The 26,183-nt window shown below is 65.1% G+C and carries 26 protein-coding genes, 1 tRNA gene and 2 CRISPR repeat arrays; of the genes, 6 read left to right on the top strand and 21 right to left on the bottom strand.

The features are described 5' to 3' along the window. Positions 1–30: 30 nt before the first annotated feature. The 5 genes from EPO55_RS00590 to EPO55_RS00610 all read right to left on the bottom strand — a co-directional run bounded on the left by EPO55_RS00590 (position 31) and on the right by EPO55_RS00610 (position 4,819). A complete protein-coding gene (locus EPO55_RS00590) occupies positions 31–726 on the bottom strand; it encodes a substrate-binding domain-containing protein (RefSeq protein WP_296334434.1) in 696 nt (231 codons plus the stop codon). Positions 727–744: 18 nt separating this feature from the next. Beyond that, a complete protein-coding gene (locus EPO55_RS00595) occupies positions 745–1,704 on the bottom strand; it encodes a tripartite tricarboxylate transporter substrate binding protein (RefSeq protein ID WP_296334435.1) in 960 nt (319 codons plus the stop codon). Positions 1,705–1,815: 111 nt separating this feature from the next. Then, the gene (locus tag EPO55_RS00600) at positions 1,816–2,697 is read right to left on the bottom strand and encodes a fumarylacetoacetate hydrolase family protein (RefSeq protein WP_296334436.1); all 882 of its coding nucleotides are present in this window, start codon (positions 2,695–2,697) and stop codon (positions 1,816–1,818) included. A gap of 34 nt (positions 2,698–2,731) precedes the next feature. Further along, on the bottom strand, positions 2,732–3,898 hold the full coding sequence (locus EPO55_RS00605) for a GTP-binding protein (protein WP_296334437.1): 1,167 nt from the start codon (positions 3,896–3,898) through the stop codon (positions 2,732–2,734). A 24-nt stretch (positions 3,899–3,922) separates the two neighbouring features. After that, positions 3,923–4,819: a CHAD domain-containing protein gene (locus EPO55_RS00610; RefSeq protein ID WP_296334438.1), complete on the bottom strand. Its 897-nt coding sequence runs from the start codon at positions 4,817–4,819 to the stop codon at positions 3,923–3,925. Between the two features lie 170 nt (positions 4,820–4,989). Here EPO55_RS00610 and EPO55_RS00615 point away from each other — a divergent pair, with 170 nt between their 5' ends. Further along, a complete protein-coding gene (locus EPO55_RS00615; protein ID WP_296334439.1) occupies positions 4,990–5,472 on the top strand; it encodes a flavin reductase family protein in 483 nt (160 codons plus the stop codon). A gap of 73 nt (positions 5,473–5,545) precedes the next feature. Further along, positions 5,546–5,620, top strand: a tRNA-Gln gene (locus EPO55_RS00620). A gap of 264 nt (positions 5,621–5,884) precedes the next feature. On the opposite strand, the gene EPO55_RS00625 is transcribed toward EPO55_RS00620, so the two are convergent. From EPO55_RS00625 to EPO55_RS00635, 3 genes are read right to left on the bottom strand one after another with little or no spacing between them, the layout of a single operon-like run. Beyond that, on the bottom strand, positions 5,885–7,423 hold the full coding sequence (locus tag EPO55_RS00625; protein ID WP_296334440.1) for a recombinase family protein: 1,539 nt from the start codon (positions 7,421–7,423) through the stop codon (positions 5,885–5,887). Beyond that, positions 7,420–7,869, bottom strand: a complete 450-nt coding sequence (locus tag EPO55_RS00630; RefSeq protein WP_296334441.1) for a DUF2924 domain-containing protein — start codon at positions 7,867–7,869, stop codon at positions 7,420–7,422. Before EPO55_RS00630 ends, EPO55_RS00625 begins: the two co-directional genes overlap by 4 nt. A gap of 11 nt (positions 7,870–7,880) precedes the next feature. Further along, positions 7,881–8,162 (bottom strand): DUF3489 domain-containing protein, encoded by a 282-nt coding sequence (locus tag EPO55_RS00635; RefSeq protein WP_296334442.1) that lies wholly within the window; start codon positions 8,160–8,162, stop codon positions 7,881–7,883. A gap of 559 nt (positions 8,163–8,721) precedes the next feature. Here EPO55_RS00635 and EPO55_RS00640 point away from each other — a divergent pair. Genes EPO55_RS00640 through EPO55_RS00645 form a run of 3 tightly spaced genes read left to right on the top strand, consistent with a single transcriptional unit; the run spans position 8,722 to position 9,364 of the window. Further along, entirely contained in the window at positions 8,722–8,922 is a 201-nt protein-coding gene (locus EPO55_RS00640; RefSeq protein WP_296334443.1) for a hypothetical protein, read from the top strand. A gap of 37 nt (positions 8,923–8,959) precedes the next feature. Next, entirely contained in the window at positions 8,960–9,160 is a 201-nt protein-coding gene (locus EPO55_RS26110; RefSeq protein ID WP_363718202.1) for an SEL1-like repeat protein, read from the top strand. Positions 9,161–9,175: 15 nt separating this feature from the next. Continuing rightward, positions 9,176–9,364: a hypothetical protein gene (locus EPO55_RS00645; RefSeq protein WP_296334444.1), complete on the top strand. Its 189-nt coding sequence runs from the start codon at positions 9,176–9,178 to the stop codon at positions 9,362–9,364. 182 nt (positions 9,365–9,546) lie between these two features. Here the strand turns inward: EPO55_RS00645 and csm6 (EPO55_RS00650) are convergent, their stop codons facing one another. The 4 genes from csm6 (EPO55_RS00650) to EPO55_RS00665 form a co-directional block, all read right to left on the bottom strand. Next, positions 9,547–10,785, bottom strand: a complete 1,239-nt coding sequence (csm6, locus tag EPO55_RS00650; RefSeq protein WP_296334445.1) for a CRISPR-associated ring nuclease Csm6 — start codon at positions 10,783–10,785, stop codon at positions 9,547–9,549. A gap of 93 nt (positions 10,786–10,878) precedes the next feature. Further along, positions 10,879–11,643, bottom strand: a complete 765-nt coding sequence (locus EPO55_RS00655; protein WP_296334446.1) for a hypothetical protein — start codon at positions 11,641–11,643, stop codon at positions 10,879–10,881. 41 nt (positions 11,644–11,684) lie between these two features. Beyond that, positions 11,685–12,176, bottom strand: coding sequence for a hypothetical protein (locus tag EPO55_RS00660; protein WP_296334447.1), 492 nt, complete (start codon positions 12,174–12,176; stop codon positions 11,685–11,687). A gap of 33 nt (positions 12,177–12,209) precedes the next feature. After that, entirely contained in the window at positions 12,210–12,416 is a 207-nt protein-coding gene (locus EPO55_RS00665) for a hypothetical protein (protein ID WP_296334448.1), read from the bottom strand. A 152-nt stretch (positions 12,417–12,568) separates the two neighbouring features. Between EPO55_RS00665 and EPO55_RS00670 the strand changes: the two genes are divergently transcribed. Beyond that, the gene (locus EPO55_RS00670) at positions 12,569–12,976 is read left to right on the top strand and encodes a hypothetical protein (RefSeq protein ID WP_296334449.1); all 408 of its coding nucleotides are present in this window, start codon (positions 12,569–12,571) and stop codon (positions 12,974–12,976) included. A gap of 39 nt (positions 12,977–13,015) precedes the next feature. Then, a CRISPR array of direct repeats spans positions 13,016–13,905; the repeat unit is 36 nt; unit sequence GTCTCAGTGAGGCCACGCCTTTGAGAGGCGTGGAAG. A 289-nt stretch (positions 13,906–14,194) separates the two neighbouring features. Here EPO55_RS00670 and EPO55_RS00675 read toward each other — a convergent pair. The 9 genes from EPO55_RS00675 to csm6 (EPO55_RS00715) form a co-directional block, all read right to left on the bottom strand. Further along, the gene (locus tag EPO55_RS00675; RefSeq protein ID WP_296334450.1) at positions 14,195–15,067 is read right to left on the bottom strand and encodes a hypothetical protein; all 873 of its coding nucleotides are present in this window, start codon (positions 15,065–15,067) and stop codon (positions 14,195–14,197) included. Beyond that, positions 15,064–16,614 (bottom strand): hypothetical protein, encoded by a 1,551-nt coding sequence (locus tag EPO55_RS00680; RefSeq protein WP_296334451.1) that lies wholly within the window; start codon positions 16,612–16,614, stop codon positions 15,064–15,066. The genes EPO55_RS00675 and EPO55_RS00680 overlap by 4 nt, the downstream gene beginning before the upstream one ends. After that, positions 16,611–17,600 carry a ThiF family adenylyltransferase gene (locus EPO55_RS00685; RefSeq protein WP_296334452.1) on the bottom strand — a complete coding sequence of 330 codons (990 nt, stop codon included), beginning with the start codon at positions 17,598–17,600 and terminating at the stop codon, positions 16,611–16,613. Before EPO55_RS00685 ends, EPO55_RS00680 begins: the two co-directional genes overlap by 4 nt. 76 nt (positions 17,601–17,676) lie before the next feature. Then, positions 17,677–20,007 (bottom strand): DUF87 domain-containing protein, encoded by a 2,331-nt coding sequence (locus tag EPO55_RS00690; protein WP_296334469.1) that lies wholly within the window; start codon positions 20,005–20,007, stop codon positions 17,677–17,679. 172 nt (positions 20,008–20,179) lie between these two features. After that, a complete protein-coding gene (locus EPO55_RS00695; RefSeq protein ID WP_296334453.1) occupies positions 20,180–20,827 on the bottom strand; it encodes a metalloprotease in 648 nt (215 codons plus the stop codon). Positions 20,828–20,916: 89 nt separating this feature from the next. Beyond that, positions 20,917–21,567 carry a hypothetical protein gene (locus tag EPO55_RS00700; protein ID WP_296334454.1) on the bottom strand — a complete coding sequence of 217 codons (651 nt, stop codon included), beginning with the start codon at positions 21,565–21,567 and terminating at the stop codon, positions 20,917–20,919. Positions 21,568–21,919: 352 nt separating this feature from the next. Beyond that, positions 21,920–23,305: direct repeats of the CRISPR family, unit length 36 nt; unit sequence ATCCCACGCCTCTCAAAGGCGTGGCCTCACTGAGAC. 62 nt (positions 23,306–23,367) lie between these two features. Next, the gene (locus EPO55_RS00705; protein ID WP_296334455.1) at positions 23,368–24,222 is read right to left on the bottom strand and encodes a reverse transcriptase domain-containing protein; all 855 of its coding nucleotides are present in this window, start codon (positions 24,220–24,222) and stop codon (positions 23,368–23,370) included. Between the two features lie 174 nt (positions 24,223–24,396). Then, positions 24,397–24,714: a hypothetical protein gene (locus EPO55_RS00710; protein WP_296334456.1), complete on the bottom strand. Its 318-nt coding sequence runs from the start codon at positions 24,712–24,714 to the stop codon at positions 24,397–24,399. 239 nt (positions 24,715–24,953) lie between these two features. Then, the gene (gene csm6 / locus EPO55_RS00715) at positions 24,954–26,171 is read right to left on the bottom strand and encodes a CRISPR-associated ring nuclease Csm6 (protein WP_296334457.1); all 1,218 of its coding nucleotides are present in this window, start codon (positions 26,169–26,171) and stop codon (positions 24,954–24,956) included. Positions 26,172–26,183: the final 12 nt, after the last annotated feature.

A 26,183-nucleotide genomic window follows, 5' to 3' on the forward strand; every position in this document is an offset into this window, starting at 1 on the left:
TGCTTCCTATCTAGTCATCTTGCGGGGCCCTCAGCCGAACCCCAACTGTCGCCGCCGCTCGCGCCCGCCGGCGTCCGTCAGCAGCGCCAGCAGCCGCGCCGCTTCGGCCGGCGCCTCGGCTTTGGCGCCAATCGCCCCCGTGTAGACCGTGGCCAGCGCGCAGCCGGGCGGCAGCGAGCCGACCAGCACGATGCCCGGCGTCGAGAGGATCTCGGTCGCCTGCGTGCAGCCGATGGGACGGCGGCCAGACGAGGCAGCGAGCGCGCGCATCGCCGTCGCGCCGTTCGGCGCCATCTCCAGGCGCGCGGCGACCGTGTCCCAGATGCCGAGGTCGCGCAGCACCTTGGCGAAATGGATGCCGGCGGTCGCCTGCTCGGGATCCGGGAAATGGATCTCGTCGGCGTCGAGCAGGGCATCGCGTAGCGCGTTGGCATCGCCGACCGCCGGGGCCGCGTCGCCGCGCCGGATCGCGACGGCGGTCTCGACCGTGCCGAGATCGGCCGTGGTCGCACCAGCGACGTGGCCGTCGTGGGCCAGCCCCTTGATGAGCGCCCGGGTCAGGATCACGAGGTCGGCCGGTTCACCGCCCAGAAGGCGGGCGCGCATGGCGCCCACAGCGCCGAAAGTGCCCATGATACTGCAGCCAGTCTCGGCTTCGAAGGAGGGCCGCAGCGCTTCCACCAACCCCTGGGCGGCGCCGCCGCTCAGGATCCTGAGCTTCTTCATCCGCTCACTGCACCTTGATCACTGGACCTTGGCGCCGGACTTCTCGACGACCTTCGCCCACTTGTCGATGTCGCCCTGGATGTAGGTGGTGAAGGCAGCGGGCGTCATGGTCATCGGCACCGCGCCCTGTTTGGCCCAGGCTTCGCGGATCGCCGGCCGGGCGATGATCTTGCCGATCTCGGCGTTGAGCTTCGCCACGATCTCGGGTGGCGTGCCGGCCGGCGCCATGATGCCGAGCCAGATCGTGGCTTCGTAACCAGGCACGCCCGCCTCGTTCACCGTCGGCACATCGGGCATCACGGCCGAGCGCGTCATGCCGGTCGTCGCCAGTGCCCGCACCTGGCCCGCCTCGACATGGCCCTTCATCGCAGTAACCGCGTCGAACATCATCGAGACATGGCCGCCGATCACGCTGGCGCGCGCCTCGCCGCTGCCCTTGTGCGGGACATGCAGGATGTCGGTGCCGCTCATGGCTTTGAACAGCTCGCCCGCCATGTGATAGGGCGTGCCCGGACCGGACGAGGCGTAGGAGAGCTTGCCGGGCTCGGCCTTGGCCAGCGCGATGAACTCCTTCAGCGTCTTGGCCGGCACGGCAGGGTTCACCACCATCACCAGGTCCGACGAATTGACCGGCGCCACCGCCACGAGGTCGCGCATCAGCGCGTAGGGCTTCTTCGACAGAAGCGTCTCGTTGGTGGTGTGGGTGTTCGACATCATCAGCAGCGTGTAGCCATCGGGGGCCGCCTTGGCGACGATGTCGGTGCCGATCACGGCGCCGGCGCCCGGCTTGTTCTCGACGACGAATTGCTGCTTCAGGACGTCGCTGAGCTCCTTGCCGATCAGCCGGGCATAGACGTCGGCCGGGCCGCCCGGCCCGAAGGGCACGACGATCTTCACCGGCTTGGTGGGATAGGGTTGTGCGGCGGCGGGTGCCGACAGCGCGGCAAGGGCCAAGACCACGAAACTGAATTTCGCCATCAAGCGCATGAGGTCCTCCCGGGACTTAGTCGTTGCCCCAATTGATGCCATGGCTGCGGCGGATCGAACAGGCCGGAACGGTCACAACTGAGAGATGGCGCGAGGTCGCCGCTAGGCAACGCTGTTGGACAGTCGCCCCAGGCCCTCGATCTCGATCGTCACCCGGTCGCCCCGCTGCAGGAACCTGGGCGGCGTGAAGCCGATCCCGACCCCCGCCGGCGTGCCGGTCGCGATGACGTCGCCCGGCAGAAGGGTGATGCCCGCCGAGATCGTCTCGATCAGGGTCGGGATGTCGAAGATGAGGTCGCGCGTATTGGCGTTCTGGCGCAGTTCGTCGTTCACCCAGCATTTGACGGCGAGGTTTGCCGGATCGACCTCGTCGGCGGTCACCAGCCAGGGCCCCATCGGACAGAAGGTGTCGAGCGACTTGGCGAGGAACCATTGCTTGTGCTTGCCCTGCAGGTCGCGGGCCGTGACGTCGTTGATGATCGTGTAGCCGCAGACGTGGCTGTAAGCGTCGGCTTTCGAGATCCCGCGTCCGCCGCGGCCGATGACCAGGCCGAGCTCCGCCTCGTAGTCGAGCGAGTCGCTGACTCCCGCCGGATAGCGGATGTCGGCGCCGTTCGCGATCACGCATTCCGGCACCTTGGTGAAGATGATCGGCGCGGTCGGGATGGCGTCCGCCGCGGAGCTGGCGCTGCTGTCGAAGCCGCTCTTCGTGAACTCCCTGGCGTGCTCGTGGTAGTTCTTGCCGACGCACATGATATTGCGCGCCGGTCGCGGGATCGGCGCCTCGACTTTTATCGCCGACAGCGGAAGGCCGGGCCCGGCAGGCTTCAGCCGCCGTTTGATTTCGTCGAGCACTGCCAGGATGGCGGCAAGGTCGGGAACGGGGCGTCCCAGCAGGTCCTCGAGTGGCCAGACGGACGTGCCGTCCGAGGCGACGAGGGCAGCCTTCGTCCGGCCGTCGTGCAGGATGGTGGCGAGCTTCATCGAAGGTCCTTCGAGACCAGGCGCATCGCGCCGGCTACTGCTGCTGTTGCGACTGTTCCTGGCCCCAGCCCTTCTTCTCCGCGTCGAAGAACGAGGCGAAGACCTTGCGGATGGTGCTCTCGGCGATGTCGCGGGTGATGAACACCACGCGGCTCTTGCGGTCGTCGCCCTCGGGCCAGGCGTCGAGCGTGGCGGGCGGATGGAAGACGTGCTGCACGCCATGGATGACGACGGGCTTGTCGGTGTCCTTGACGTTCAGGATGCCCTTCATGCGGAGCAGATCGGGACCGCGATAGGTCACCAGCGCATCGAAGGCGGCGGCCACCGTCGACCAGCTCATCGGCTCGTCGAAGGTCATGCAGAAGGAGCGGATGCGATCGTCGTGGCGGTTGACGTCGTGCGGGTCCTGCTCGCCGTGCGTACCATGCTCGTGCTTGTGCTCATGGTCGTGGCCATGGTCGTGACCGTGATGATGGCCGTGCCCATGGCCATGATCATGGCTGCCTTCATAGGCTTCGGCCTGCAGCCACTTCTTCACGTCGGCGGTCTTGCTCTCGGGATTGTAGAGGCCGGCGTTGAGGATCTCGTTGGGGTCGATCTCGCCGGTGGCCACGGTATGGAACGGCGCGCCGGGGTTGAGGTGATGCAGGCGGTGCTTCAGCGCCTCGAGCTTGGGGGCTTCGGCAATGTCGACCTTGGTCAGCAGGATGCGGTCGGCGACGGCGGCCTGCTTGATCGCCTCCTCGTGGTTGTCGAGCGTGCTGGAGCCGTTCACGCCGTCGACCGTCGTCACCACGCCGTCGAGGCGGTAGCGCGAAGCCAGCAGCGGATCGGTCATCAGCGTGTGCAGGATGGGGGCCGGATCGGCGAGGCCGGTGGTCTCGACCACCATGCGCTTGAACTGTGAGATTTCACCACGCGAGCGTTTCAGGAACAGCTCGCTCATGGTGCGCACCAGGTCGCCACGCACGGTGCAGCACAGGCAGCCGGAGTTCAGCGTCACCATGCCTTCGTCGTCGGACTTCTCGACCAGGAGGTGATCGAGCCCGATCTCGCCGAACTCGTTGATGATGACGGCGGTGTCGGCCAGCTCCGGCCGGCGCAGCAACTTGTTCAAGAGCGTGGTCTTGCCGCTGCCGAGGAAGCCCGTCAGCACGGTGACGGGAATGCGCTGTTCGGCGGCGGTAGTGGTGTCACTCATGATCGATCCTGACTGCACAAAACGTTAGGCGCGCCAGAACCGCTCGGCTTTCCTGAAGTCTGCCCAGGCCCGCTCCAGGCGGCGGCGGCGGCGTTTCTCGCCGGACGCCACCTGCTTGGCGAGGGCCTTGAGCGGCAGGGCCACGTCCTCCGTCGGACGGGCCGCCGTCGCGAGATCGGCCAAGACCTGGGCCGCCACCGCGCGATCGTTCAAGGCGCCGAGCGCGCCCTGCAGGCGCACCGTCGCCTCGATATAGGGCTTCACCCTCATGGACGCAAAGGTGGTCGAGGCAAAGGCGGGCGCCAGGAAGCTCGCGGCGTAGCGCAGCTTCTTGATGGCGATGCGCAGCCGGTGCAGGCGGTCGGCGTCGAACTGTTCGAGCTTGCGGCCGCGGCGGAGCGCCTTGGCCAGGCGGGCATCGAGCACGGTGCGGCCGAAGGCATCGAGACGGTTGTCGGCAGACGGGGTTGCGGGTGAGGCCGCTGGCGACTTGGCGGCGAAGGCCTGGAGCGCGCGATCGAAGGCGGCGAACCGGGCGCCCGACAGCGCCGCCCGGGCGTGCTGAAGATGGATGTCGGCGAGGCGCCTGCCGACCCGCCGCACCACGGGTGGCACATCGGTCACGGTTTCGGTCAGGAAAACCTGCAGGTCGCGGGCGGGGCCGCATTCGCGGGCCAGCCACCTGGCTTCGGCGGCGAGCGACCGGACTGCCGGCCCGTCGATGGCGTCGCGGAACAGGCCGAAGGCGGCGCGCAGGCGGCGGAGCGCCACGCGGGTCTGATGAATGCCGTTCGGCTGGGCGCTTTTCAGCACTGCAGCGCGATATTTCAGGAGGTCGGCATGGCAGCCGGCCGCGATGTGCCGCAGGGCGGTCTCGGGATGGGTGTCGGCGCGCAGTCCAGACTTGGGCGAAGGAGCCATATCAGGCCGACGGTAGCGGCCGGTCGCAGCCGGGCAACCGCAAAGAACGACAGTCTCATGAAGGTTTTATGTCAGCCGGGCCCGCGCGGGGCCGTTTCCGGTGGCGGCGGGCGGCCCGGGTGCCCTAGACTCGCGAAATGAGCATCGATGCGGCTGCCTTTAAAAAGGGCATGCGTCACCTCGCGGCAAGCGTGACCTTGATTACCACCCGCCACGGCGACCTCCGCGGCGGCCTGACGGCAACCGCCGTGTGCTCGGTGTCGGCCGAGCCGCCACAGATCCTGGTCTGCGTCAACAAGACGGCCAGCGCCCACGACCACATCGGCGAGGCGGGCTTCTTTTGCATCAACATCCTGAGCCCCGCCCATCGCAAGATCGCCGAGCGCTTCGCCGGCATGGATGGCGTCGAGGGCGACGACCGCTTCTGCGACATGGGCGACTGGTCGCAGCTCACCACCGGGGCGCCGGTGCTGAAAGGCTGCCCGGTGTCGTTCGACTGCAAGCTGGTGACACGCCTCTCGGCCGGCACCCACACGATCTATATCGGCGAGATCGTCGACCTCACGCTCGATCCCGAGGCGACGCCGCTGCTCTATGCCGACGGCGCTTTCGTGCATGTCGATGCGCTGAAGAAGGCGGCCGCGGCGGCCTGAGGCCGTGCCGCGGCGGCGGCCTGAGGCCGCAGTGGCGCCCTTCAGGCGAAGTCATTATGTTCCGCCCGCCTGTTGGGGCGTCGCCAAGCGGTAAGGCAGCGGATTTTGATTCCGCCATTCCCAGGTTCGAATCCTGGCGCCCCAGCCAGCCACCCTTGAGTGGGGCGGCCATGCCAGAGACAGCTCGGCACAGGCCGCGAACGCCGGCCCTTTCGCCGGCTACTATGAGACCAGAGACCGGCCATTTTTCTAAAGTTCTGAGCAAATTACCGGTTTTGGCCGGAGTGTCTCTGGAGCGCCCAGATGGTGGTCTCACTCTGTGTTGCGTCTTCCCGGAAGCACGATCAGCATCCCAGTCAAAGGGGAGGCCAGTTACTTTGATATTGAGACAGAATGACGCGGCGAGCCGACGTCAGAACGAGGTCAGCTGCTGATCCCAGTCTGTGGGAATGCCTCGATTCAGGCGGGCCATCAGGCCGCCGTGCAAGCGGCGCCGGCCATCGAGCAGTTCCCGCGTCAGACCCGGTGCCAGGAACGCAAGAGGCAGGACCTTCTGGACGTAGCCCGGGGTGACACCGGCTTTCGAGGCGAGCTCCTGGAAGGAAAGCGCCTCGCCCCGCTCGAGCCAGGTGCGCCACTCATGTGCCCGGCAAAGGGCCTTCAGCAGTACAGGATCGGGGCCGGCCTGTCCGTCGTCGAGGACAACGGCACGATTTCGATGGGCAAGTTTGGCCGGCACGACGATGGTTCTGCCGTCTCCTCCTTCATCTTCAGCCATGCCTTCGGTGACGGCCTGCACGATCTCGATACGGTCCGCATGCACCACAACGCGCTCGACCCGCTGGCGCAGCAGCTCCGAGGCGGAGCCTGATCCGCCATCATCGCTGGTTCCCACAGCCTCCTGCACGAGCCGCTCGATTTCCTTGGCAGGGACGCGGGCGACCGTACCGGCACGTGCTTTGTCATTCTGCAGTCGGGCTTGGCTGACGTAGTAGTGATATCTCTGACCATTGCGCTTGGTTGCATAGCTCGGGCTCATCGCATTGCCCCGGTCATCGAACAATCGCCCGGCGAGGGGGCGGCCTCCAGGGGTGATGGGGCGCTGTTGCCGAGAAGCACTTTTCTCGGACAGCAGCGCCTGTGCCAGTTCCCATTTATCCTGCTCGACGATTGCTGCCTGTTGTCCTTGGTAAACGTGCCCCTTGTGCGCGACCCGACCGGCATACACGGGATTGCGCAACAACCAGTACAGCGCTCCTCGACTGAACTTCACGCCGCCCCAGGTGCGGTCTGTCGACGAGGTCCATCGTTTACTGAGAATCCCGCGCTGCTGCAGGTCTGCCTGAAGTTCCGCCACGGAGCCGAGACGGACATAGCTGTCGAATATGTCCCGCACCGTCGCCGCTTCGGCCTCGTTCACGACAAGCTCGCGGTCCCTGACATCGTATCCCAGGGGGATGGTGCCGCCCATCCACATGCCTTTACGCTTCGAGGCCGCGATCTTGTCCCTGATACGCTCGCCGGTGACCTCGCGCTCGAACTGTGCAAACGACAACAGCACGTTCAGCGTCAGGCGACCCATCGACGTGGTCGTGTTGAACTGCTGGGTGACAGACACGAAGCTGGCCCCATGACCGTCCAGCGTCTCGACGATCCGGGCGAAGTCTGCCAGGGAGCGCGTTAGTCGGTCGACCTTGTAGACCACGATCACGTTGATCCGGCTGGCCGCCACCTCCGTCAGCAGCCGCCGTAACGCGGGCCGCTCCATGCTGCCCCCTGAAAGGCCGCCATCATCGTAGGAGGCCTTTACAAGCCTCCAGCCCTCGTGTGCCTGGCTCTTTACATAGGCCTCGCATGCCTCGCGTTGGGCATGCAGAGAATTGAACGCCTGTTCCAGGCCTTCCTCACTGGACTTGCGCGTGTAGACGGCGCAACGCCGAATCGCGGTCATGACTTGCGCTGTGGTCGTAGGCCGAAGAAGCGCGGCCCCGACCAGCGCGTACCGGTGATGCGATAGGCGATCTTCGACAATGAGTCATACTTCTGACCGTTCCAGGCGAAACCCTCTTCCAGCACCATCACTCGGTGGGTCACGCCATTCCATTCACGGGTCAGCATGTTGCCGGACCTTGGGCCGATACCGGGCAACGGTGTCGATGGAGCCTTAGCTCGGAACGCCTTGAAGAGCTGTCGAAGGCGTCGCCGCGTCGTGGCATCGAAGCCACCCCTCGCATGCGCCTGTAGTTCCCACGAAAGCCAGCGCCGCGTAAGGGCGATGCTGGCGACCGCAGGAGGCGTGCCAAGACGTTCCTTCCACACCTGGCGCAAGTCGCTGAGGCCGAGATCGCTTAAGCGGGCGATCTCGGCCTCCAGTGCGCTATTGTCAGCGGAGCGCATTGAGTGACCGCTCAAGCGATCCGATACAGGCGCCGGCCGTCGTCGGTCAATTCATGGGTGATTGTGAGGCCCTGCTTCTTCTTCAGCGCACCCGACATCGCTCCCCTCACGCTGTGTGCCTGCCAAACCAACGACTTGCTGATCTGTTCGATGGTGGCACCATTGGGGCGTCGCAGCATCGCTTCGAGTCGGGCGAGCTTGGTCTTCGGCTTGCGGCTCTGCTGGTCATTGCGCACCGTGCTCGCGGTGGCGGCAATGGCTGTCTTAGCTGTAGCGCTTTTCTTCTTGGTCATCGTGGGCTCCTTGCATGTTCCACCGGCGTCCGTGCCGGGTGCCCATGCATTCGCTTCCTGTGCCCATGACCTCAAGCTGAAGAGCAGATCATTCGATTGCTTTCTTGGCGGCCCGTTAGCCATTCCATGGCTGACCAGATATGCGCAACTGTTGCGGTGCAAACGTACCGAGAATTCGAATCCCTTCCTGTCCGCCATTACTTCGTGTCAAATCCACTTCTAAGGAGATTTTTAGCGGCGCGTACCTACATGACAACGCATGTCCTGTGGTTTCTGGACAGCGATGCTGCGAAGAAGGCGCACGCCCTCACCGGCTGGCCCTACTTCGACGAAAACGCACCGAGATGATGTTCCGCGACGATCTTCTCAAGACCATCTGCCTGAGCGCAGATGGGCCTGAGATGTTCTTTGGGATTGGGAGTTACAAGTCCCTCGCTGACCGTTCCCAAGAAGAAGACTTGGGCGCTCGTCCCCACCTTGAGGCTCCGCGTTGTCGGGGCCTTTTTCTTTTTCATGCTTCGGGCTAGCCTGCTCCCTCTAATGAGGATTGTGGGGAACCATGAACGACAAGCGGATTGACGGATGGATAAACAAAGAGATTGACGAAGCGGTGGATCATCTCATGAAGAACCCTCGCCTGGCGGGTTTGAGTAAAGAGACCCAAGACCAAATGCGGCAGGACTTGCTTGAACGTGCACGCAATATCGTGACGCACGAAGGACCTGCTGCACTCACGGCGTTCAAGAAGCAGTACGACTAATGGTACAATGAAAGCGGCCGCTGGTGATTCAAGCGCCATGTATAAGCTAGGTATTATGTATCGGGATGGAGAAGGTGTTCCCAATGACGATGTATTGGCATTCAAGTGGATTAACGGGAACCGGAGACAAGCTTCTGGATTGGAAAGGCTAGGGCGTTCGATCCTGGCTTCAAACACAGTCGACTTTAGAGAAGGCCGGGATGTCTCAGTGACTAGGCCAGACTATCGGTCGATGTAAGGAGGTCATGGATCGATGGCCAAAGATGATGCGGATCTGCACGAAGCAAAGCAGCTTGCTTTGGAGTTGGGGGTGAGTGACGAAGAGCTTGTGCGTGACTTGGAGTGCTTGGGCCTTGCCAAGCTGCTTGAGCAACTGCGATTTGCCGCTGCCATTACCAAGGCGTTCGTGCGCGCCGCCGCAGAGGGCAAGTCCTGGCACTGATCGCGCCGGAGTGGGGGACAACGCCGAGTTGCAGCCTGCAGGTCATTCAGTGTAACCGATCTTGCCTCTCACGCCAGTGCGGATGAGGTTTTCGGTACGGACAAGTATTCCATTCAGGAATAACGAATCAAGATTTTCGGTGTTTTTCTTTGGCCCACTATTACCGCTGGTGAAGACTGTCTTCACCGCCCGTCCGACGCCAGCCTGTTCGCCCGCAGGACTTCGTCGCGGGCCCGCGGCCTGCCGTAGATCTCCGGGACCAGCACGATCTGATCGGGTGTTACCTTGAGGCCCATCGACCGGGTGCGAAGGAAGCGGTCCTGCGGCGCGCCAAGGCGATCCGCTAGTTCGGGCGTGGTCACCCAGTTTTGCAACTCGTCGATCAGGCGGGTGCGCGCCTGGGCGAAATCGACCTTTCTGTTGTCGGAGTCGGCCCCTGTCGCACCGAGATAGATCTCGTTGTAGAGCTCGCGCGGATTGATCGGCCATTTGTAGCGCTTACGGTAGGTTTCGGGATCGTCGAGCGCCTTCTTGATCAGCCAACCGTGATGGTCCACGCCGACCTGGTCGCCGGCGCTCGCGCCCGCCACCTGCTTCTTGGCCCACACCGCCATCACCCAGTAGAGCGCAAAATGCTGCGCGTTGAGGTGCAGCGGCTTCAGGCCTGCATAGGTGATCGTCCGCTGCTCGAGATCGAGCCGTAGCACGCCGCCTTCGGCGAGGGCGTTCAGCTCGGCCACATAGTCGGAATAGCTCGACGCTCCCGATGTCAGCAGTGATGCCGGCGTGTGAGACCGGGTACGTATGTAGGGCATCATGTTGAGGTCGACTTGGGCATCGGGATAGCGCCCGCTGTAGACAGCCTTGGTATGGCGATGGGTCGCCTTGCTCGGGTAGCTCGTCGGCCAGAAGAATCCGTCGCACTGTTCGAGTTCGGCCGGCCGCACCAGTACGTGCGAGATCTCGTCGCCGATCCGGCCGAACATGCACATCGCCACTCCCGCGTGGAAGCTCATGGTCTTGCGCCCACCGGCGATCGACATATGGATCCGTGTCGATGGCTCGGACGTGTAGTCCCGTACCAGGCGGGTCATGGCGTCGGCGAACAGGGTCGCATCCTCTGCCGACCGTATGTCGTCAGCGCCAGGCAGCGGTTCGACGCGGCAGATGGCGCTGAGCGGCGGAACGCCCAGATCCTTGCAGAGTTCGTCCAGCCGGCCGTGCTCCCGGCAAAGTTCCCGCTTGAACAGCGGTGCTGCCCTGGCCGTCGTGCAGATCACGATTTCGTCCGGCACGAACCGCGGCTGCTCGCGGGGCTGCAGCAGCGCCCAGACCGTTTCGGTAACGACGGCGGGCGCGAGGCCGGCCGTGACGATCAGGACATTCCTGGGCTTCGCGCCGTTCCGGGGCTTGCGGGACATCGATACCGTTCCTTTGTCGGCGGGCTGCCCCGTCCGGGAGGCAATGCTGCCACGCCTTGGTGCCACCTCAAAATAGGCCGCTCGTACCGCCGGTCAGGGTGGGCCTTCCGGCAAGGGATCTTCTGCCGCCACCGGCGGGTCGATGCGAAGCGGGGCGTCGCGGCCAGGCACGGGTGGTGTCCCGAGCATCGCGGCAGCGATCATGGCCGCCAAGACAATGCCGGCAATTGCCGCCAGCCCTCTGAGCAGCACCACTCGTCGGATCCGCAACGGCGTGAAGCCCTTGCCCGGGGCCGTGGCAGGCCACGCGGAGGACGGCAAGACGACATCGTCGGCATCGTTGTCGGCCACGCAGGCAAGGTCGACGGCGGCAAGGCGTACCGGGTGTCCGTCGCGCAACGCGACGTGGGGCCGGAACTCAAACGACCCGGTATCCGGTTCGGTCAGGACGATGGGCAACAGCAGCCGGTCGAGGTCGGGAAAAGCCTCGAGGATCAGCGCTGCAGCCCCTGCGTCGGCGCACGACGGGTTCGGCACACCGGGTGGATGGGAATGGACGAAGCCGGCGAGCCGGATCCCCCGGGGCTTCCACTCCTCCCTGTAGATGCGGTTCAGCAGCCGCGCATCCGGCGTGTAGGCGAGGCGGCCGCGCTCGGCACCGCGATCGAACACGAAATGCCTCACGACGCCGTCCGGTCCGGAGCCCAGCATGCCGCCGTACTCCGCTGGCCGGCTGCCGATGGTGGCCGCGATCTGACACAGGGTCGACACCGCGATACGCATGGGCTGCACGGGATCGACCACGGTGACCGTTTCGTCGGCAGGTGCGGCGAGGGACAGAAGGGCAGTGTTGGTCATATCGTTCCCCTGTATGACGTGGCGGACCTGTGAAGGCCGGATCAGAAAGGCTCGCCGGTGGCGATGTAGCGTTCCGTCATGTGCGCCCACAGGCCGGCGACGAATACCGCCAGCTCGAGTCGGTCGATCTCGCCATCCCAGCAGATGAAGTGCCGGCCGGCCGCGTCGACATAGCGATGCGTCTCGTGTCCGCCGTTCGAGCGGGATCCGTACCTGGGCTGATGATCGATGTAGATGCGCCACGACCCGTTGCCCTGCCGCTTCAGGGTGAACCGGAACCGCGTGCCGGCGGGCGTCGTGCACTCCAGCGGGTACTCCTGTCCGGGGGCGTAGTCCTTTGCCATGTCGCGCGCACCGGCCATCAGCGTCCTGTGGAAGGCCGGATGATGGACGTAGTCAAAGGCGCTGTGCTGCCTCTCCGTTGGGGCCGGCACGGCAGTCGCGACGCGGGGCGGGCACAGGTGTCGCCTGACGCCGCGTGCCAGCAGGAGCAGGGCACCGGCGAGCAGGAGCAGGGCAATCGCAAGGCTCACTAGGTCAGCTCCTCCGCGAAGCGCCGCCGCGGCTCACCGGTCCACCCGGAAGGTCACGACCGGGATCTCGTCGCGCTCCACCACGGCGCGCTGTCGCGTGTTGCGCCCGTCTTCCGGCGGGAGCAGCTCGGCCTGGACCTCGACCGTCCGTGCATCGGCCGAGCGGTCCCAGCCGCGGACCTCGCACATATCGGTCTTGCGGGTCGAGGGCACGCTGGCGCCGGAGCGGAACTTGAACATGAGAGCCTCCACGAAGGATCGCCCGGGATTGGGCATGGCTCTTGTAGACCGTGGCGGGAGCGCGAATTAGCCGTCGCAAACTTACCTCGGCGACCATCGAGGCCAATCCTTGCCTAGTGTGATCCGGATCCGCCGCCGTCCAGGAGACGACCATGAGCGCCACGAACCTCGGCTTCCTGCTGCCCGAAGTCCTGCTGGCCTTCGTCCTTGCCGGCGCAGGATTTGCCATGATGTTCGGGGCGCGCCGGCTTGCCGCGAAGCTGATCGCAGCCACCCTGGTCTCCGCGCTCGCCGTCCCCATGGCGGAGAGCTTCCTCGCCCAGTTGCCAGCGCCGGTGCGCGTCCTGGCGATCGTGATAGGCGCTCTCCTGGCGATCGGCGCGTTGATGCCGCTCCTGTTCGGCCGCCAGGTCTGGACCGAAGCCAAGGCGATGGTCCTGGCGCACCTTCTCATCAGCGTCGGCGGCGCCATCCTGCGTTCGCGGATTCTATGGACCCTGCTTTTCGGCGGGGTGGCGGTTTTCCTTTACTGGTCGTCACTGCACTGGCCGGGCCGCTGAAGGCTAACGTCAACGCGCAGTCCATCACCTCGACTCTCGGTCTCAGTGAGGCCACGCCTTTGAGAGGCGTGGAAGGTGGCAGGTGGGTGCTTCGCAACAAGAAGCTCGGGGTCTCAGTGAGGCCACGCCTTTGAGAGGCGTGGAAGTCGTCATGGGAAAGGCGCTGATCCCGGCCGCGGCGTCTCAGTGAGGCCACGCCTTTGAGAGGCGTGGAAGACGGCAGCGAGAGCAACGTCCTCAACGCTCCGACGTCTCAGTGAGGCCACGCCTTTGAGAGGCGTGGAAGCCGTCAAGCCATCCAGGCTGCCATCGAGACCGGGTCTCAGTGAGGCCACGCCTTTGAGAGGCGTGGAAGGCGGCAGAGGACGTGGCTCGACAACAACTTCTCGCGTCTCAGTGAGGCCACGCCTTTGAGAGGCGTGGAAGCTCGGGTCAAAGAAGGAGTGATGTACGCCCTGCAGGTCTCAGTGAGGCCACGCCTTTGAGAGGCGTGGAAGCCGGGCACCGTGTCCTTCGATACCAGCAAGCGCTAACGTCTCAGTGAGGCCACGCCTTTGAGAGGCGTGGAAGCGTCCAAGCGCGACCAGGAGTACTGGAAGGGCTGCGTCTCAGTGAGGCCACGCCTTTGAGAGGCGTGGAAGGTGATCCAGCGGCTGATCAACACTTCCGCCGCTTCCAGGGTCTCAGGAGGCCACGCCTTTGAGAGGCGTGGAAGTATAGCACCGTGGAGCAAGTAGTCTGCAAGGACTAGTCTCAGTGAGGCCACGCCTTTGAGAGGCGTGGAAGCAGGGCGACAGGAACTACTAGCCCGATCGGCGGCGCGTCTCAGTGAGGCCACGCCTTTGAGAGGCGTGGAAGGAGGTAGCGATGGATACCATTACGCGTACAGACGAGTCTCAGTGAGGCCACGCCTTTGAGAGGCGTGGAAGAGAGACCCCCATGCAAGTATCTGAGTTTGACTGCATTTTCGAGCCTTTTGCGCGGGGTTAGGGAAAACGCCTCTCGTGACCCTGGAATCGGTGCTTTTCCGAATGCTGGTCGGGGGATTTCCTCTTCGTTATCAATGACATCGCGGGCCTGTGCCCCTTTTTTGGGCGCGGACCGACGCAAGAGACCGGGGACCAAATCCATATCCATGTCGTCAGCAATGGCCTGGGACCATGAGCCCCCCCCCGCCGGGATCAGGTATATGCAGCGCATCGCCACAGACAGGATCTGTTACGGTGCGCGCGGGCCGTGCTGCCGGGCTTCGAGCGTCTGGGGGCCAGCCTGCCGGGATCTGGCGGCGCCATTGATTTCGATGTTGTCGGCCCCGGCCGACCGGAGCCAATGCCGCCAGAAGGCGACGTGCTCCACTCCCTGGAACGCCGTGACCTGGGGCCGCTGCAGATACTCGATCCGGACCGAAACACCTTCGAGGATGGCCGGGACCTGACGTGCCAGTAGGCCGGACGTGAAGGCACTCCAGGAGATGCCGGTCTGGTAGTGCGTATAGAGGCCGGGATCGTGCTGCAACAGGTCCGACACGACGACCAGGCGGCGTAGCCCAACGCGCGACGAGAAGTCGGCGCGCCGGGAGATCGCCGAGATGCCCTGCAGGATCGGTGAGCGGTTGGCCTCCGGCACATTGGCGAGGCGGCGGACCGCCGCATCGATCGGCGCGCCAAATGCCTTCTTCCAATGTTTTTCGGCCAGGGCCTGGCCCTCGTGAAGCCAGTTCAGGGCGCGCCCGTCGCCGGGGTTGCAGAGGCTGAGCATCTGCTCCGGCTCGAAGGGTGCGCCGGCGGCGAGAAAGAGCAGCGTGAAACGGCCATGTACCGGCAGTGCGTCGCGCTCCTCGACGATGGCCATACGCAGGGCATCGACATGCAGCGGCAGGAGGCGATCGGTCGTGTCGATGAACAGGATGGTGTGTGCCGCCAGTGGCTGGTCGATCGGGCACAGGGTCGCCGAGTCGAGCCTCGGTGCCGGCTTGTGCGACCCGAGCCAGGCGAATGAAACGACGGCGCTGACCACGCCGGCGAGCAGCCCGATGAAGCCCCAGAAATAGAACCGGGAGGCGCGGCGCGCGCCGGCACGCCGGGCGCTCACGGGTGGCTCCCGGTCGAGGCGACGAGCCTCGGCGCAACGAGATCCTGGGTCGGAGCGGACGGCGCCTCGGCCCCGTCGTAGCCCCACTCTTCGGTCAGGCGCCGGTCGGCAGCCGACTCGATGTCGGCGATGCGGGAGAGGAAGGTCTCCAGCTCCTCGCGCGTCAGTGCCGTCAGCCGGTCCTGGTAGTCGGCCCAGACCTGCTCATTCGCGGCGGCACGGCGCTCTGCCTCCGCCGCCAGTGCGCGCAGTGCGTCGAGCGATGGCATTTCCGGGACGACGTCCTCGGCGGTCGGAACCTGGTCGAAGTAGGCCGGTGCGGGCGTATGGCGGATCGCGACATTCTCCTCCTGGTAGAGCTTGATCAGACCAACGCCGGCGGCAACCCATTCGCCCAGGCTGTCCGAGACCTCGCCGGCACGCTGTTCGGCGTGACCGAGCAGGGACTGCATGTCGGCAGCGGCGCGGCGGGTGGCGAAAAGGCGTACCTCGACGCCCCGGCGCGCGCTGTCGATCGCCGACAGGACGTCGGCGCGATACGCCGACTTGCCGTCTTCCAACGCATGGTCCGCGGCGCGCCAGGCGCCATGCTGGTTCGCATGGTCCCAGTAGGGATCGGCAAAGCAACCGTGACCGCCCGCGCCCTTCAGCATCGCAAATGCCCAGATGAGGATACCGAGCAGCAGCAGGCCCCACGCCTCCAGTGTCGAAAAGGCAGCCCAATCCATCGCCGACGCCGACTTCAGCAGGTCGATCGTGTCGAGCTCGGGATGGGCTTCAACGAGGTCGCGGAAGCGGGCAATCAGGCTGTTCCAGGCCAGACCGGCCGCCAGCCCCGCCAGTGCGACGGCTGCCCCTGCGACGCGCAGGCCGACATGAACATGGCGGATCAGGCGGATACCGACGAAGCCGGTAGCGTAGCCGCAGCCGACATTGATGAGGCTGATGAAGCCGGCCAGGGCGACGCCGCCCACGAGGCCCCACGGGCTGACCTTCTGGAACAGCATACCGTTCATGACCGACTCGCCGATCAGGATGGCGAGCAGCCAGAACGCGGCCCGCCAGCGGTCCTCGGCATAGGCGGCATCGCGCGACAGGCCGTTGTCGCGACGGAACCTGCGCAGGTCGCGCTGACGCTTGCGCTCGTCGAGGCGGAGCGCGATCAGCGTCTCGCGGTGGCGGATCTGCGTATCGGCGATGGCCGAGCGCGCATCGGCTTCAGCGGCTTCGAGCCGCAGTGCCTCTGGCATCAGGCCGCGCGCCATCTCCTCGGCGCGGCCGATCTGGTCGGCGAGGAACTGGCGCAGCATGTTCGCGCCTTCCCCGACGCGGTTCCAGATCGACCGTTGCACGTCGTCCGGCACGGAGTCGCTGGTGTGCGGGCGGTTGTCAGCGCCTTCGGCGCGCCCGCGCGCCACGACCCTGAGTTCGCGGGCAAGGTCCGCGAACGCCGCCTTCAGCTCGCCGGGAATCTGCGGCATCCAGCGGGTACGCGTCGTGGCGTTGCGGCCGAAGGGCTTGAGCGCGAGGGGCGATACGTTGGTCATGAGTTCCTCCCGGGGTGTGCAGTGGAAATGAAGAGCGACGGTGGCGGCGTCCAGCGATGCAACGTTTCTCGCCCGCAGTCGCAACAGTCCGGATCGCGCGCCTGCTCCAGCCAGATCGGCTCGCCGACGAGCAGACGGGACAGGTCGGCGCCCTCGAAGGTGCGATCGAACGCACGAATGCCCAACGTGACGGCGACATCGCTGTCGAGCCGGACCTGCACGAGATTGCGCCTGCCCATTGCCCGAAGCAGGTCCGACCATCGGCGATGTCCGTCCGGTCCGTGCAGCAGCGCCAGGGCGACCAGTTCGGTGAGGGCATTGGCCGAGGCGGTCGTGGTGAGCGGGCTACCGGCAGAACTGCCGTCGGTCCGAAGGCCGGATTCGTGGGCGGCGAAGCGCTTCGCCAGGATGCAGCGATGGCAGGCCGCAGTGACGCCGGGACAGGTGAAGGTCAGTTCGAAGGCCCGCCCCTCCTGGTAGATCTGGACGCAGAGGCTGGGAACGCCACCGGCGAGTGCGTGGCGGTTGATCAGCGCCTGCGCGCCGACGCTGTCGGTCATGCCGCACAGCAGCGTCGTTGCCGGCGCGCCGCTTCGCGGCGAGACTCCGCGCGTCAGTTCTGCCATCGGGGCGTGAAGCAGACGGCCAAAGCAGGCGGCATTGTAGCTCTGGAGCGGCTGCGCCAGCGTCAGCAGTGAGGCCCTCGGACTGATCGCCAGCAGGTGCCGCGCCAGGGCCTCGACCTTGAACAGGCCGATGTCGGAACGCCTCCAGGACTGGGTGCCGATGTTGGCAGCTTCAACGCGGTCGAAATCGATCAGCACGAACTCGCCTATGCCCATGCGCGCAAGATCGAGCGCAGCGGCCGCAGCGCCGCCTGCGCCGGCGAGGACGATGCGGGACTGCGCCAGCCGCGGCAGGTCGACGGCCGACCGGGTACGCGAGAAGGCAGGATCGGTAACGAAGCGGGAAAGCCAGTCGGTCATGTCGTGCCTCCGAAGCTGTTGGAACGCCGGTGTACAGGCCGCGGCGGGCCCGTGGGGCCGTCGGCAAACTTGCGGTTCAATCCTCGTTTGACGGTTCGCCGTGTGGCGAGGCATAGCGGCGCCGGATCTCGGTCTCGACCTCCGACCGCAGCCGCGCCGTACGGCGCCGCGCCCCCAGCGCGATACGACGCGCGCGTCGCTCGCTCGATTCGACTACTGGTGGCGCCGTGCGCAAACTGAGTGGCGGAAGAGGTGGGTCCTGCGCCGGAAGGCGAACGATGCCCACGAAGTCGGGCTGCATCGCGAGGTCAGCCGCGGCAACGCCTGCACCTAGCAGCGGTGCCAGCGCATTTGCATCCTGCGGACCGACGCGCAGAGCGATCAGGGTCGCGGCATTGCCCAGCACGGCATGCAGGATGTTGTCCTCGCCGATCCTCAACTGGCCGAGCGTCTGATGAGCGAGGGTGAGTGCAAGGCCGAACTTGCGTCCCTCGGACAGCATGGTCGCCATCGTCGTTGTCGCCATCGACTGAAACTCGTCGACATAGAGATTCATGGGCCGCCGCGAGGCCGGCGACACGTCGGCGCGGCCGGCCGCGGCGATGAACAGGCGGCCCAACACAAGCATGCCGGCCATCCGGCAATCGATTTCGCCGACCAGGCCTTTGGCGAGATTGACGAGCACGATGCGCCCGCGATCCATAGCCTGGCGGAAATCGACGGTGCTTCGGGCTTGTCCGACGACGTGGCGCAGCAGCGGATGATTAACGAAGCGGTTGAATTTGCTGGCGATATAGGGCCCGTAGTTGACCAGCGCCTGGTCGCCGGTGGTGCGTTCGGCCTCCCGCCAGAAGCCCGTCAGGATGGGATTGGGGCACTTCTCCACCAGGCGCCGGCGAAAGTTCATGCTCTGGAATACCCGCGGCAGATCGATCAGGGTGACGCCCGGCTCACCGCTTTCGAGGAGCAGTTGCAGCGCCGACCGGCAATAGAGCTCGAAGATGGGTCCGCCGACCGCCTTCATGTCGTAGAGGCGTTCGGTGATGGCCAGCAGTTCGTTGATCGCAAGTCCGCCCTGCACGGAGCGGTCGCGCTCGCCAACGTCGAGGAAATTTAGGCCGATGGCATGGGTGCGGTCGGCAAGATCGATCGTGATGACATCCCGTTCGCGCACCCGCGGCACCGCTCCGAGCACGGCGGCGTAAAGGTCTCCATGCGGATCGATCACGGTCACGCCGCAACCGCTGCGCATGTCCCGGACGATCATGTTGAACAGGAGCGTGGACTTGCCGGCCCCGGTGGCGCCGATGACGTGGACGTGTCGGCTGCGCATGGCATCCGGCAGGCGCACGTCCGTCCCGCGTGCATCCTTCAGGTGTCCGAGCAGCGTTCCCGCCGCGGGCAGGCGGCACGCCAGGGGCGAGAAGGCCGGAACGCCCCAACGCCTCAGCAACGATCCTGACGGAAGGGCAAGCGGAAGGGTCGAGCCGTGCGGGTATGCATCGGCGAGGTCCACGCACACGGCGCCGCCCTCGTCTTGGCTTGCAGCATCTGCCGTCGCCGGCCGCGCGAACACGGCTTCTCCGAGCAGTCTGGCGAGAGCTGCGGAGACGGGCTTCTCCGACCGGATGGCGCATCGCATCCGCCAGCCCGCGCCGGTCTGGCACCAGGCTTCGAGCAGCGACTGAATGCGCCGCCGCGAAGCGGTGGGATCGCCGATCGCCGGCGCGCCTGATGGCAGCCGCCACTCGAAACCGGCGGCCACGAGCCGGTCGATCTGGCGGAAGTCGGACGCAGACAGCGCAACAGCCTCGATGTCGATGCTGATTGAAAAGGGCGCTGCCTCCACCAGCAATTCGAGGACGCGGCCCAGCGGCACGGGATCCGCGATCCGCGGCTGACCGAGCGCAACGCCATCCGCGTTGTCCGCCGACGCGACCATATGGAGGGCAGCTGGCCTGGTCTGCCGATGGCCCGCAGCCCGCGTCACGACGATCATAGGCACCGGCCGGACCTGTTGAAGGCAGGGAAAGTCACCGGCCTCGGTGGGCTCCGGCACGACGCGTGCGAAGCGATGCCCCGAAAGCTCTGCAGCAAGGGCGACGGCCATGCGATCCTCTAAGTCGGGGGCGAAAGGAACGCTCTTGGTCACAGAGGCATGTCCCGAAATTCGCAGCATGACGTCGGGCAGTCCGTTCGCGCCCCGTCGAGCGGAGAGCGCGAGGCAGGCACGCTCGCCTGCCCGGAGCGACTCCGCGAGACGCTGCACCGACAGCACCTGCGCAGGCGGGAAAGCCGGCAGGGGTTGCACGGCTTCGAGCCTGAAGGCGCAGAGCGCCAGTCCGGTCTCCAGAGCGCGGACAGGATGCTCGGCGACGGAAGTGGAAACGAGGCGAAGCTCGGGCATGGTCACTCTCCGGCAGGTGTGAAACGCAGCGTCGCCGCGCCACTTGTCGTGCGACCGTTTACGACTTGCCGATCCCCGGGAGTGCGGGTCGCAAGTTTGCCTTTGCTTCTCGCGAGCCAGGTCGCCCTGTCCTGACGGAAGGACCCCGCGTTACCAATTGAAGTCAGAGCATCTAGCCCCGACGGACATGGCGGATCCCCTGTTCGACGGCTTGGCTGAGGGCGAGCTTGTCCCTTGCGGCGGCCAGAAATCCTGCTTCCACCGCGGACCCGCGTTGATGGGGCGTGCCATGGTCTCCGCCGCCGAGCGAGGCGGCGACGGCCCCGAAGACGGCGGCGGGATAGTCCGGAGTTCGCAGCTTGCGCAGGCCGGCGAAATATCCCGAGAGGAAATCAGCATGCAGTTCGATCATCGTCGTGTTCCCGCCCATTCGCAGGGCAATGCCACGCTTGAACTGGAGGATATGGCCGAACTCGTGCGCCGCGATGGCGACGATCGCCGCATCGGGATACTGGGGACGTGCGAGGCAATGCCTCAGCAGATTCTTTCCGAACAGGACGGTTCCATCCAGAACCGTTCCATCGGCGCGGTGTAGCCCCGAATGGACCGCCGGAATGGCGCGCGCGTTGCCGCCGGCGCCGTCATTGCGATCGTCGTAGTAGGCGAAGGCAGGAATGACCTCGAAATCCCTGCTCAAGGTGGCCAACGCACGGGTGAGTGCACGATCCAGCAGTTGATTGCCCGACGTAGGAATGATTTCGGCCTCGCCCGAGAGCGAATAGACCCTGTCGACGCTCGACAGGAAGGCCTGTGCCGTCACGCCCGGTTGCAGGCAGCCCCCCTGAGGCCGGGCATGCACGCGCGCACATCCGCATGTCAGCAGCCCAAGGATCAGAGCCCGCCGCGTGATCATCGGTAGGCCGCACACATGGTCGGAAAGGCCCGACACTCGGGCGGCACGCCTCCGGGCGGACCGTTCGCGGCCTGGACCGGACCACGCCGTCTGTCGACTTCCGGCGCGTGAACAGGCGGGTATTGAACGATGCGGGTTTGTACCGGAATAGGCTCGCGCACTACCACGTGGCGCTGCTCGGTACGCACAATGATCCACTGCCCATGGGCAGGGACCCGGCGTTCCCACAGGGTCGCGCGTTCGTGCGCGAAGCGCCGTGCCTCGGCCTGGTGGTGCCATGCATGGCGTGCGCGGGTCATGGCATCGCATGCGTCGGGACCGGGAGGGCCGAAGAGGCGGCACGCACTGGCGGGCGACGCCGTCGTCGACAGGATGATTGCCGCGACCAGGGCCGCCCAAATGGACGTTCCCCGCTGGCGCGAAGTACATGGCTTCGCCCTTGTCGTCGGGCTGCACCAGCCACTACCATCGCCACCGATCAGGTTTGCGTCTCTCCCGGCCGGAATCCGGCTCGTCGCGAGGGGCGGGAATGTCGTCGGATCGCCGGGACCCTGGCCGAATGGCAAGATTGCATGGCTCTTTCGGTCGAGGCCGGCGCGGGCAGGCTGGTTGCGGTGCGCGGTCTGGAAACGGTGGGTGACGTTCATGGCGATCCTCCGGGCAGGACGAAGTGAAGGTGTCGGTGTCCTCGGCCGACTTTTCGGCCAGGCCCGTGGTCGTTGCACGTCCGACAACGTTGCATCCGGCATGTGGTGTTCCGCCTGAAGGCGCCATCGGCTGCCGCGGCCCGATGATGACCCGCCGCGTCGTCGGCAGTTTTGTCGTTGTTCGTTGCCCGGAAAATCGGCAGAGGCCCGCGATGTGTTTGACGACAAAAGAGAATCTGTTCATCGTCCCGGGGTGGAAGGAGCCAAATGGCAGGGTTCTCGGGGCCATTCCCTGAGGCCCGCGCAAATGGCCCAAAATTGCAAGCGATTACAAAGGTTTACCTAGGGGTCTATCCCACGCCTCTCAAAGGCGTGGCCTCACTGAGACACCAGCGTTTTTGTCGGTGACCGTATCGGTCGGATCCCACGCCTCTCAAAGGCGTGGCCTCACTGAGACTGTAGGCATAGAGCACCGGCGCAAGCGTCACGCCATCCCACGCCTCTCAAAGGCGTGGCCTCACTGAGACCGGCGGTCCGTGATCATGTTCTCCTCCGATTGTTATATCCCACGCCTCTCAAAGGCGTGGCCTCACTGAGACGATGGCATCGGCGCGAGTCGACGGATCTACGCATATCCCACGCCTCTCAAAGGCGTGGCCTCACTGAGACCTCACGGTGCCAAGCGCGGTCGTGGTCTGAAGGCATCCCACGCCTCTCAAAGGCGTGGCCTCACTGAGACACGTCGAGGTGGTGGACGTGGCCATCCATGCTGCATCCCACGCCTCTCAAAGGCGTGGCCTCACTGAGACTCGCCGTTGTCCTTGTAGCCATCTTGTTCTGGCTTATCCCACGCCTCTCAAAGGCGTGGCCTCACTGAGACTTCGCCGGCTCGGCAGCGTTGTCCCCGAGTCCCAAATCCCACGCCTCTCAAAGGCGTGGCCTCACTGAGACTCCTGAGGCGAGATGGTCTGCGCCAGGTTTGCCAGCATCCCACGCCTCTCAAAGGCGTGGCCTCACTGAGACACCAAACGTCATGCGCCGTGCCCTCGAGTAGTTCGAGATCCCACGCCTCTCAAAGGCGTGGCCTCACTGAGACATCGGGATTCGCGTCGACGGAGAAGTGCAGCTTGATCCCACGCCTCTCAAAGGCGTGGCCTCACTGAGACGTCACACTGAAGTGACAGCTACGCCGCTTTTTTTGCCATCCCACGCCTCTCAAAGGCGTGGCCTCACTGAGACCAGTACTCGATTTCACGCTGGGATGGTTTGTCGCCGATCCCACGCCTCTCAAAGGCGTGGCCTCACTGAGACACCTCGGTCTTGCCCGAAGGCGTCTTGCCGACGTATCCCACGCCTCTCAAAGGCGTGGCCTCACAGAGACCTCGATCGTCAGCGTCGCGGTCTTCGGGTTGAAGACATCCCACGCCTCTCAAAGGCGTGGCCTCACTGAGACAAGTGGAGTTTCGGATTGGGCATGACAGCGAAAGCATCCCACGCCTCTCAAAGGCGTGGCCTCACTGAGACGTTGAAGGCCGTCTGGAAGGTCGAGAGCAGTTCCTATCCCACGCCTCTCAAAGGCGTGGCCTCACTGAGACGGCAATCAAGAGCGGCACACCGCCGACCATCGCGCATCCCACGCCTCTCAAAGGCGTGGCCTCACTGAGACAAGCCGTGTTGGAGTATCCAGGCTTAAAGTGCACGCATCCCACGCCTCTCAAAGGCGTGGCCTCATAGGGACACTTTTCCTGGTTGCGTCGTCTTTGCCTTGCCAGGGAACGTCAGCGCGAGCCGCTGCTGGCGCTACCCTGACGGAACGGTGATTCCCGCACCTAGGAAGACGAAGTGGGTGCCGGGGCCACGCACGGCCGATTTGTCCCTGGCCAATTCCAGGCCGCGCAAGGCGAGCGCTCTTGCCGCCAGATCGAGTGCTGACTCGGCTTCTTTGCGACCGCGGCAGGCCACCACGAAATCGTCAGCATAGCGAATCGCGCGCAATCCGGCGACGGCAAGAGCCACGTCAAGCGGCTGCAGATAAACGTTGGCAAGCAAAGGCGACAGGGGAGCACCCTGCGCGATGCCGCGGCCACGACTGCCGCCGCTGGCGATCCATCCTACGATCAGCTCAAGCACGGGCCCGCGCCCGATCCACGCCGCCAGATCCTCGTGAAGGAGCGCGTGTGGAATGGTCTCGAAGAAACTCCGGATGTCGGCGTCCGCGATCCAGTTGCGGCCTGCAGCCAGTTCCGCTGCCAGACGGCGCAACGCATCGCCTGTGCTGCGTCCAGGCCGGTAAGCGAAGCTCGTTCGCGACATCCAGCGGTCGAGACTGGGTGCCAGAGCAAGCAGGACCGCGGTCTGCAGCACCCGGTCGGTGACGCAGGGGATCGCCAATGGGCGCGGGGATTTGCCCGGCCGGTTGATCAATACCCGTCGGAGCGGGCCGGGCCGGTATCGGCCGCTGCGAACGGCGCGCGCGAGTTCGGGGAGCGCGCGCGGGTTTGCTTCAATCGTGGAGATCCCGAGGCCGTCGCCGCCGGGGCCTCCGCCATTGCGACTGACGCGCCGGACCGCGGCGGCGAGAATGTCCGGCGCGAGGACGTCATCGAGCGACAGTCGTATCGCGGGATGGTCGAAGCGCGCGGCATCAGATCTCAAGAATGGCGAGTCCGCACACCTGACCGGCTCCCTCGAATGCGCAGGTGGCAATTGCCAGCTGACACGCTTCCTGTGAGACGTGGGCATTGTCGATATGATTCCCCAACCTGTGCTATCGTGCAGACCGGCTAGCCGCGAAAGCGATCGAGCAGGCGAGATCGCCGATGTTTCAAATCACGCCGGCCCGCCGCTGTAGATTACGGGGCAGCTAAAGATGCCAAGATACGTGATGGCCGTGAGAAAGTTCTCATCTGCGTCGACGAACAGAAGTCGGAGGGTCTCGTTCATATCGACTAGCTTCTTTATCCTGAGCATCATTCGGGCTGGATCGGCGTTGTCATTCTCGGCCCATTCCCGGAACGCCGGCTCAAGTAGTGACATCGCATCATGAACTTGTGGCCTTATGTGTATGGTCACTTGATCCTTGTCCCGCCCATTCATTTTGCTTTCGATAATGGATCGGATGAATTCAAATTTATCCTCGATGTCCATTGCGGCCTCCGAAGGTTGCACACATGAAAATATCCCTAGTTGCTTGCCAATATCTCATTTGAGTAGCGGCAGTGTCGGCACGCTGTCTAGGAATTAGCCGCGCGCCGTTGGCGTCCACGTCTTGCCAAGACCGAGAACCGGTGACGAGATCAGGCCGGGCGCCACGTGGCGACTGGCGCCGCAGACGCAGGAGATTCGCGACATGAAGTACGTCCCGCCTCGGCTTCCGAATGTAAGTTTCACCCCCTGATCTCGATCTCGTGCGGTTCGAAGGCCAGCCAGTACCAGCTGTTGGTGCCGTCGTCGGTGGCGCGGATCGCCAACCGGTCGGCGAGCCAGGGGTTGCCCAGCTGGCTGGCGAAGGCCTTGGTGATCTTCGACATCTGCGAGCGCCGGCTTTTCAGGAATCGGTCGATCCTGTTGCGGTCGTTCGACCTGATGCCCGCGAGCGCCTGTGACAGATTCTCGCGATTGCCTTCGTTCACGCCGGTCCGGGCATAGAGCAGCGCGTACACGAGGTCGAGGAGGGCGCCGCGATGTTCTCCGCATTCGGCAGCGTCCGCGATCCGTCCGCGGACCAGCGACTGCAGGCTGATCATCCCCGGCTGCGGTTGCCGTCCCTTCAGATAGACGTCGCCGACGATCCAGCGGTCCCGCGTCGCGGTGGCGATCAGGGCATAGAGTGCGAATGGCTGGGCATCGAGGACCGCCACCTGTCCGCCGAGGGCAACGCTGTGTGTCGGCAGGTCGATCACGAGCCGCCGCGCGGCGAGCGTGGCATTGAGGCGGGTCACGACTTCGGCATAGTCAAGATCGGCGCGAAAGAAGTCGCGGCCGGCCAGGAATACGCCGAGCGGCACGAACGGCGTCATGACCATGTCGACCCGGGATCCCTTGGTCGACCGACGCTCGAGGCGGACGCCGTCGGCGGTGCGAAGTCGTACCTCGACCTGCCGGGGCGTGCGGTAGGGCCACCAGTAGTCCGGGCAATCCTCGAACCATGCCGGTTCGACCAGCACGTGCGAGAGCTCGTCGTGCGGGCGGCCGAACAGGCCAAGCGCGGCGCCGGCATAGTAGCTCATGGTCTTGCGGCCGCCGGCCACGGAAACATGGATCAAGGTGTCGGGATCGCGCGCCTGGTCGCGCACCAGACGGGTCACATGCGTGCCATAGGCGGCGGCATCCTCGGCGGTGCGAACATCGGCGATCTTCCGGCGGCCGATGCGCGGCACTTCGATCGATACTTTCGGCATCGGCACATCGAGCTCGGTGCACAGCCCGGCAAGCTGTCCATTCTTCGATTTCAGCGCTCGGGTGAACAACGCCTCGCCATACGAGGTCACCACCACGAAGAGCTCGGCCGGCATGTAGGCGGGACCGCGCTCGTGCAGCTTCCAGACGGTCTCCGTGACGACCTGGGGTGTCGCTCCGCCGGTCACGATCAGGACTGCCTTCATCGTCTCCCCCGT

This window comes from Reyranella sp. (genome assembly GCF_004296935.1).
GTDB lineage: Bacteria > Pseudomonadota > Alphaproteobacteria > Reyranellales > Reyranellaceae > Reyranella.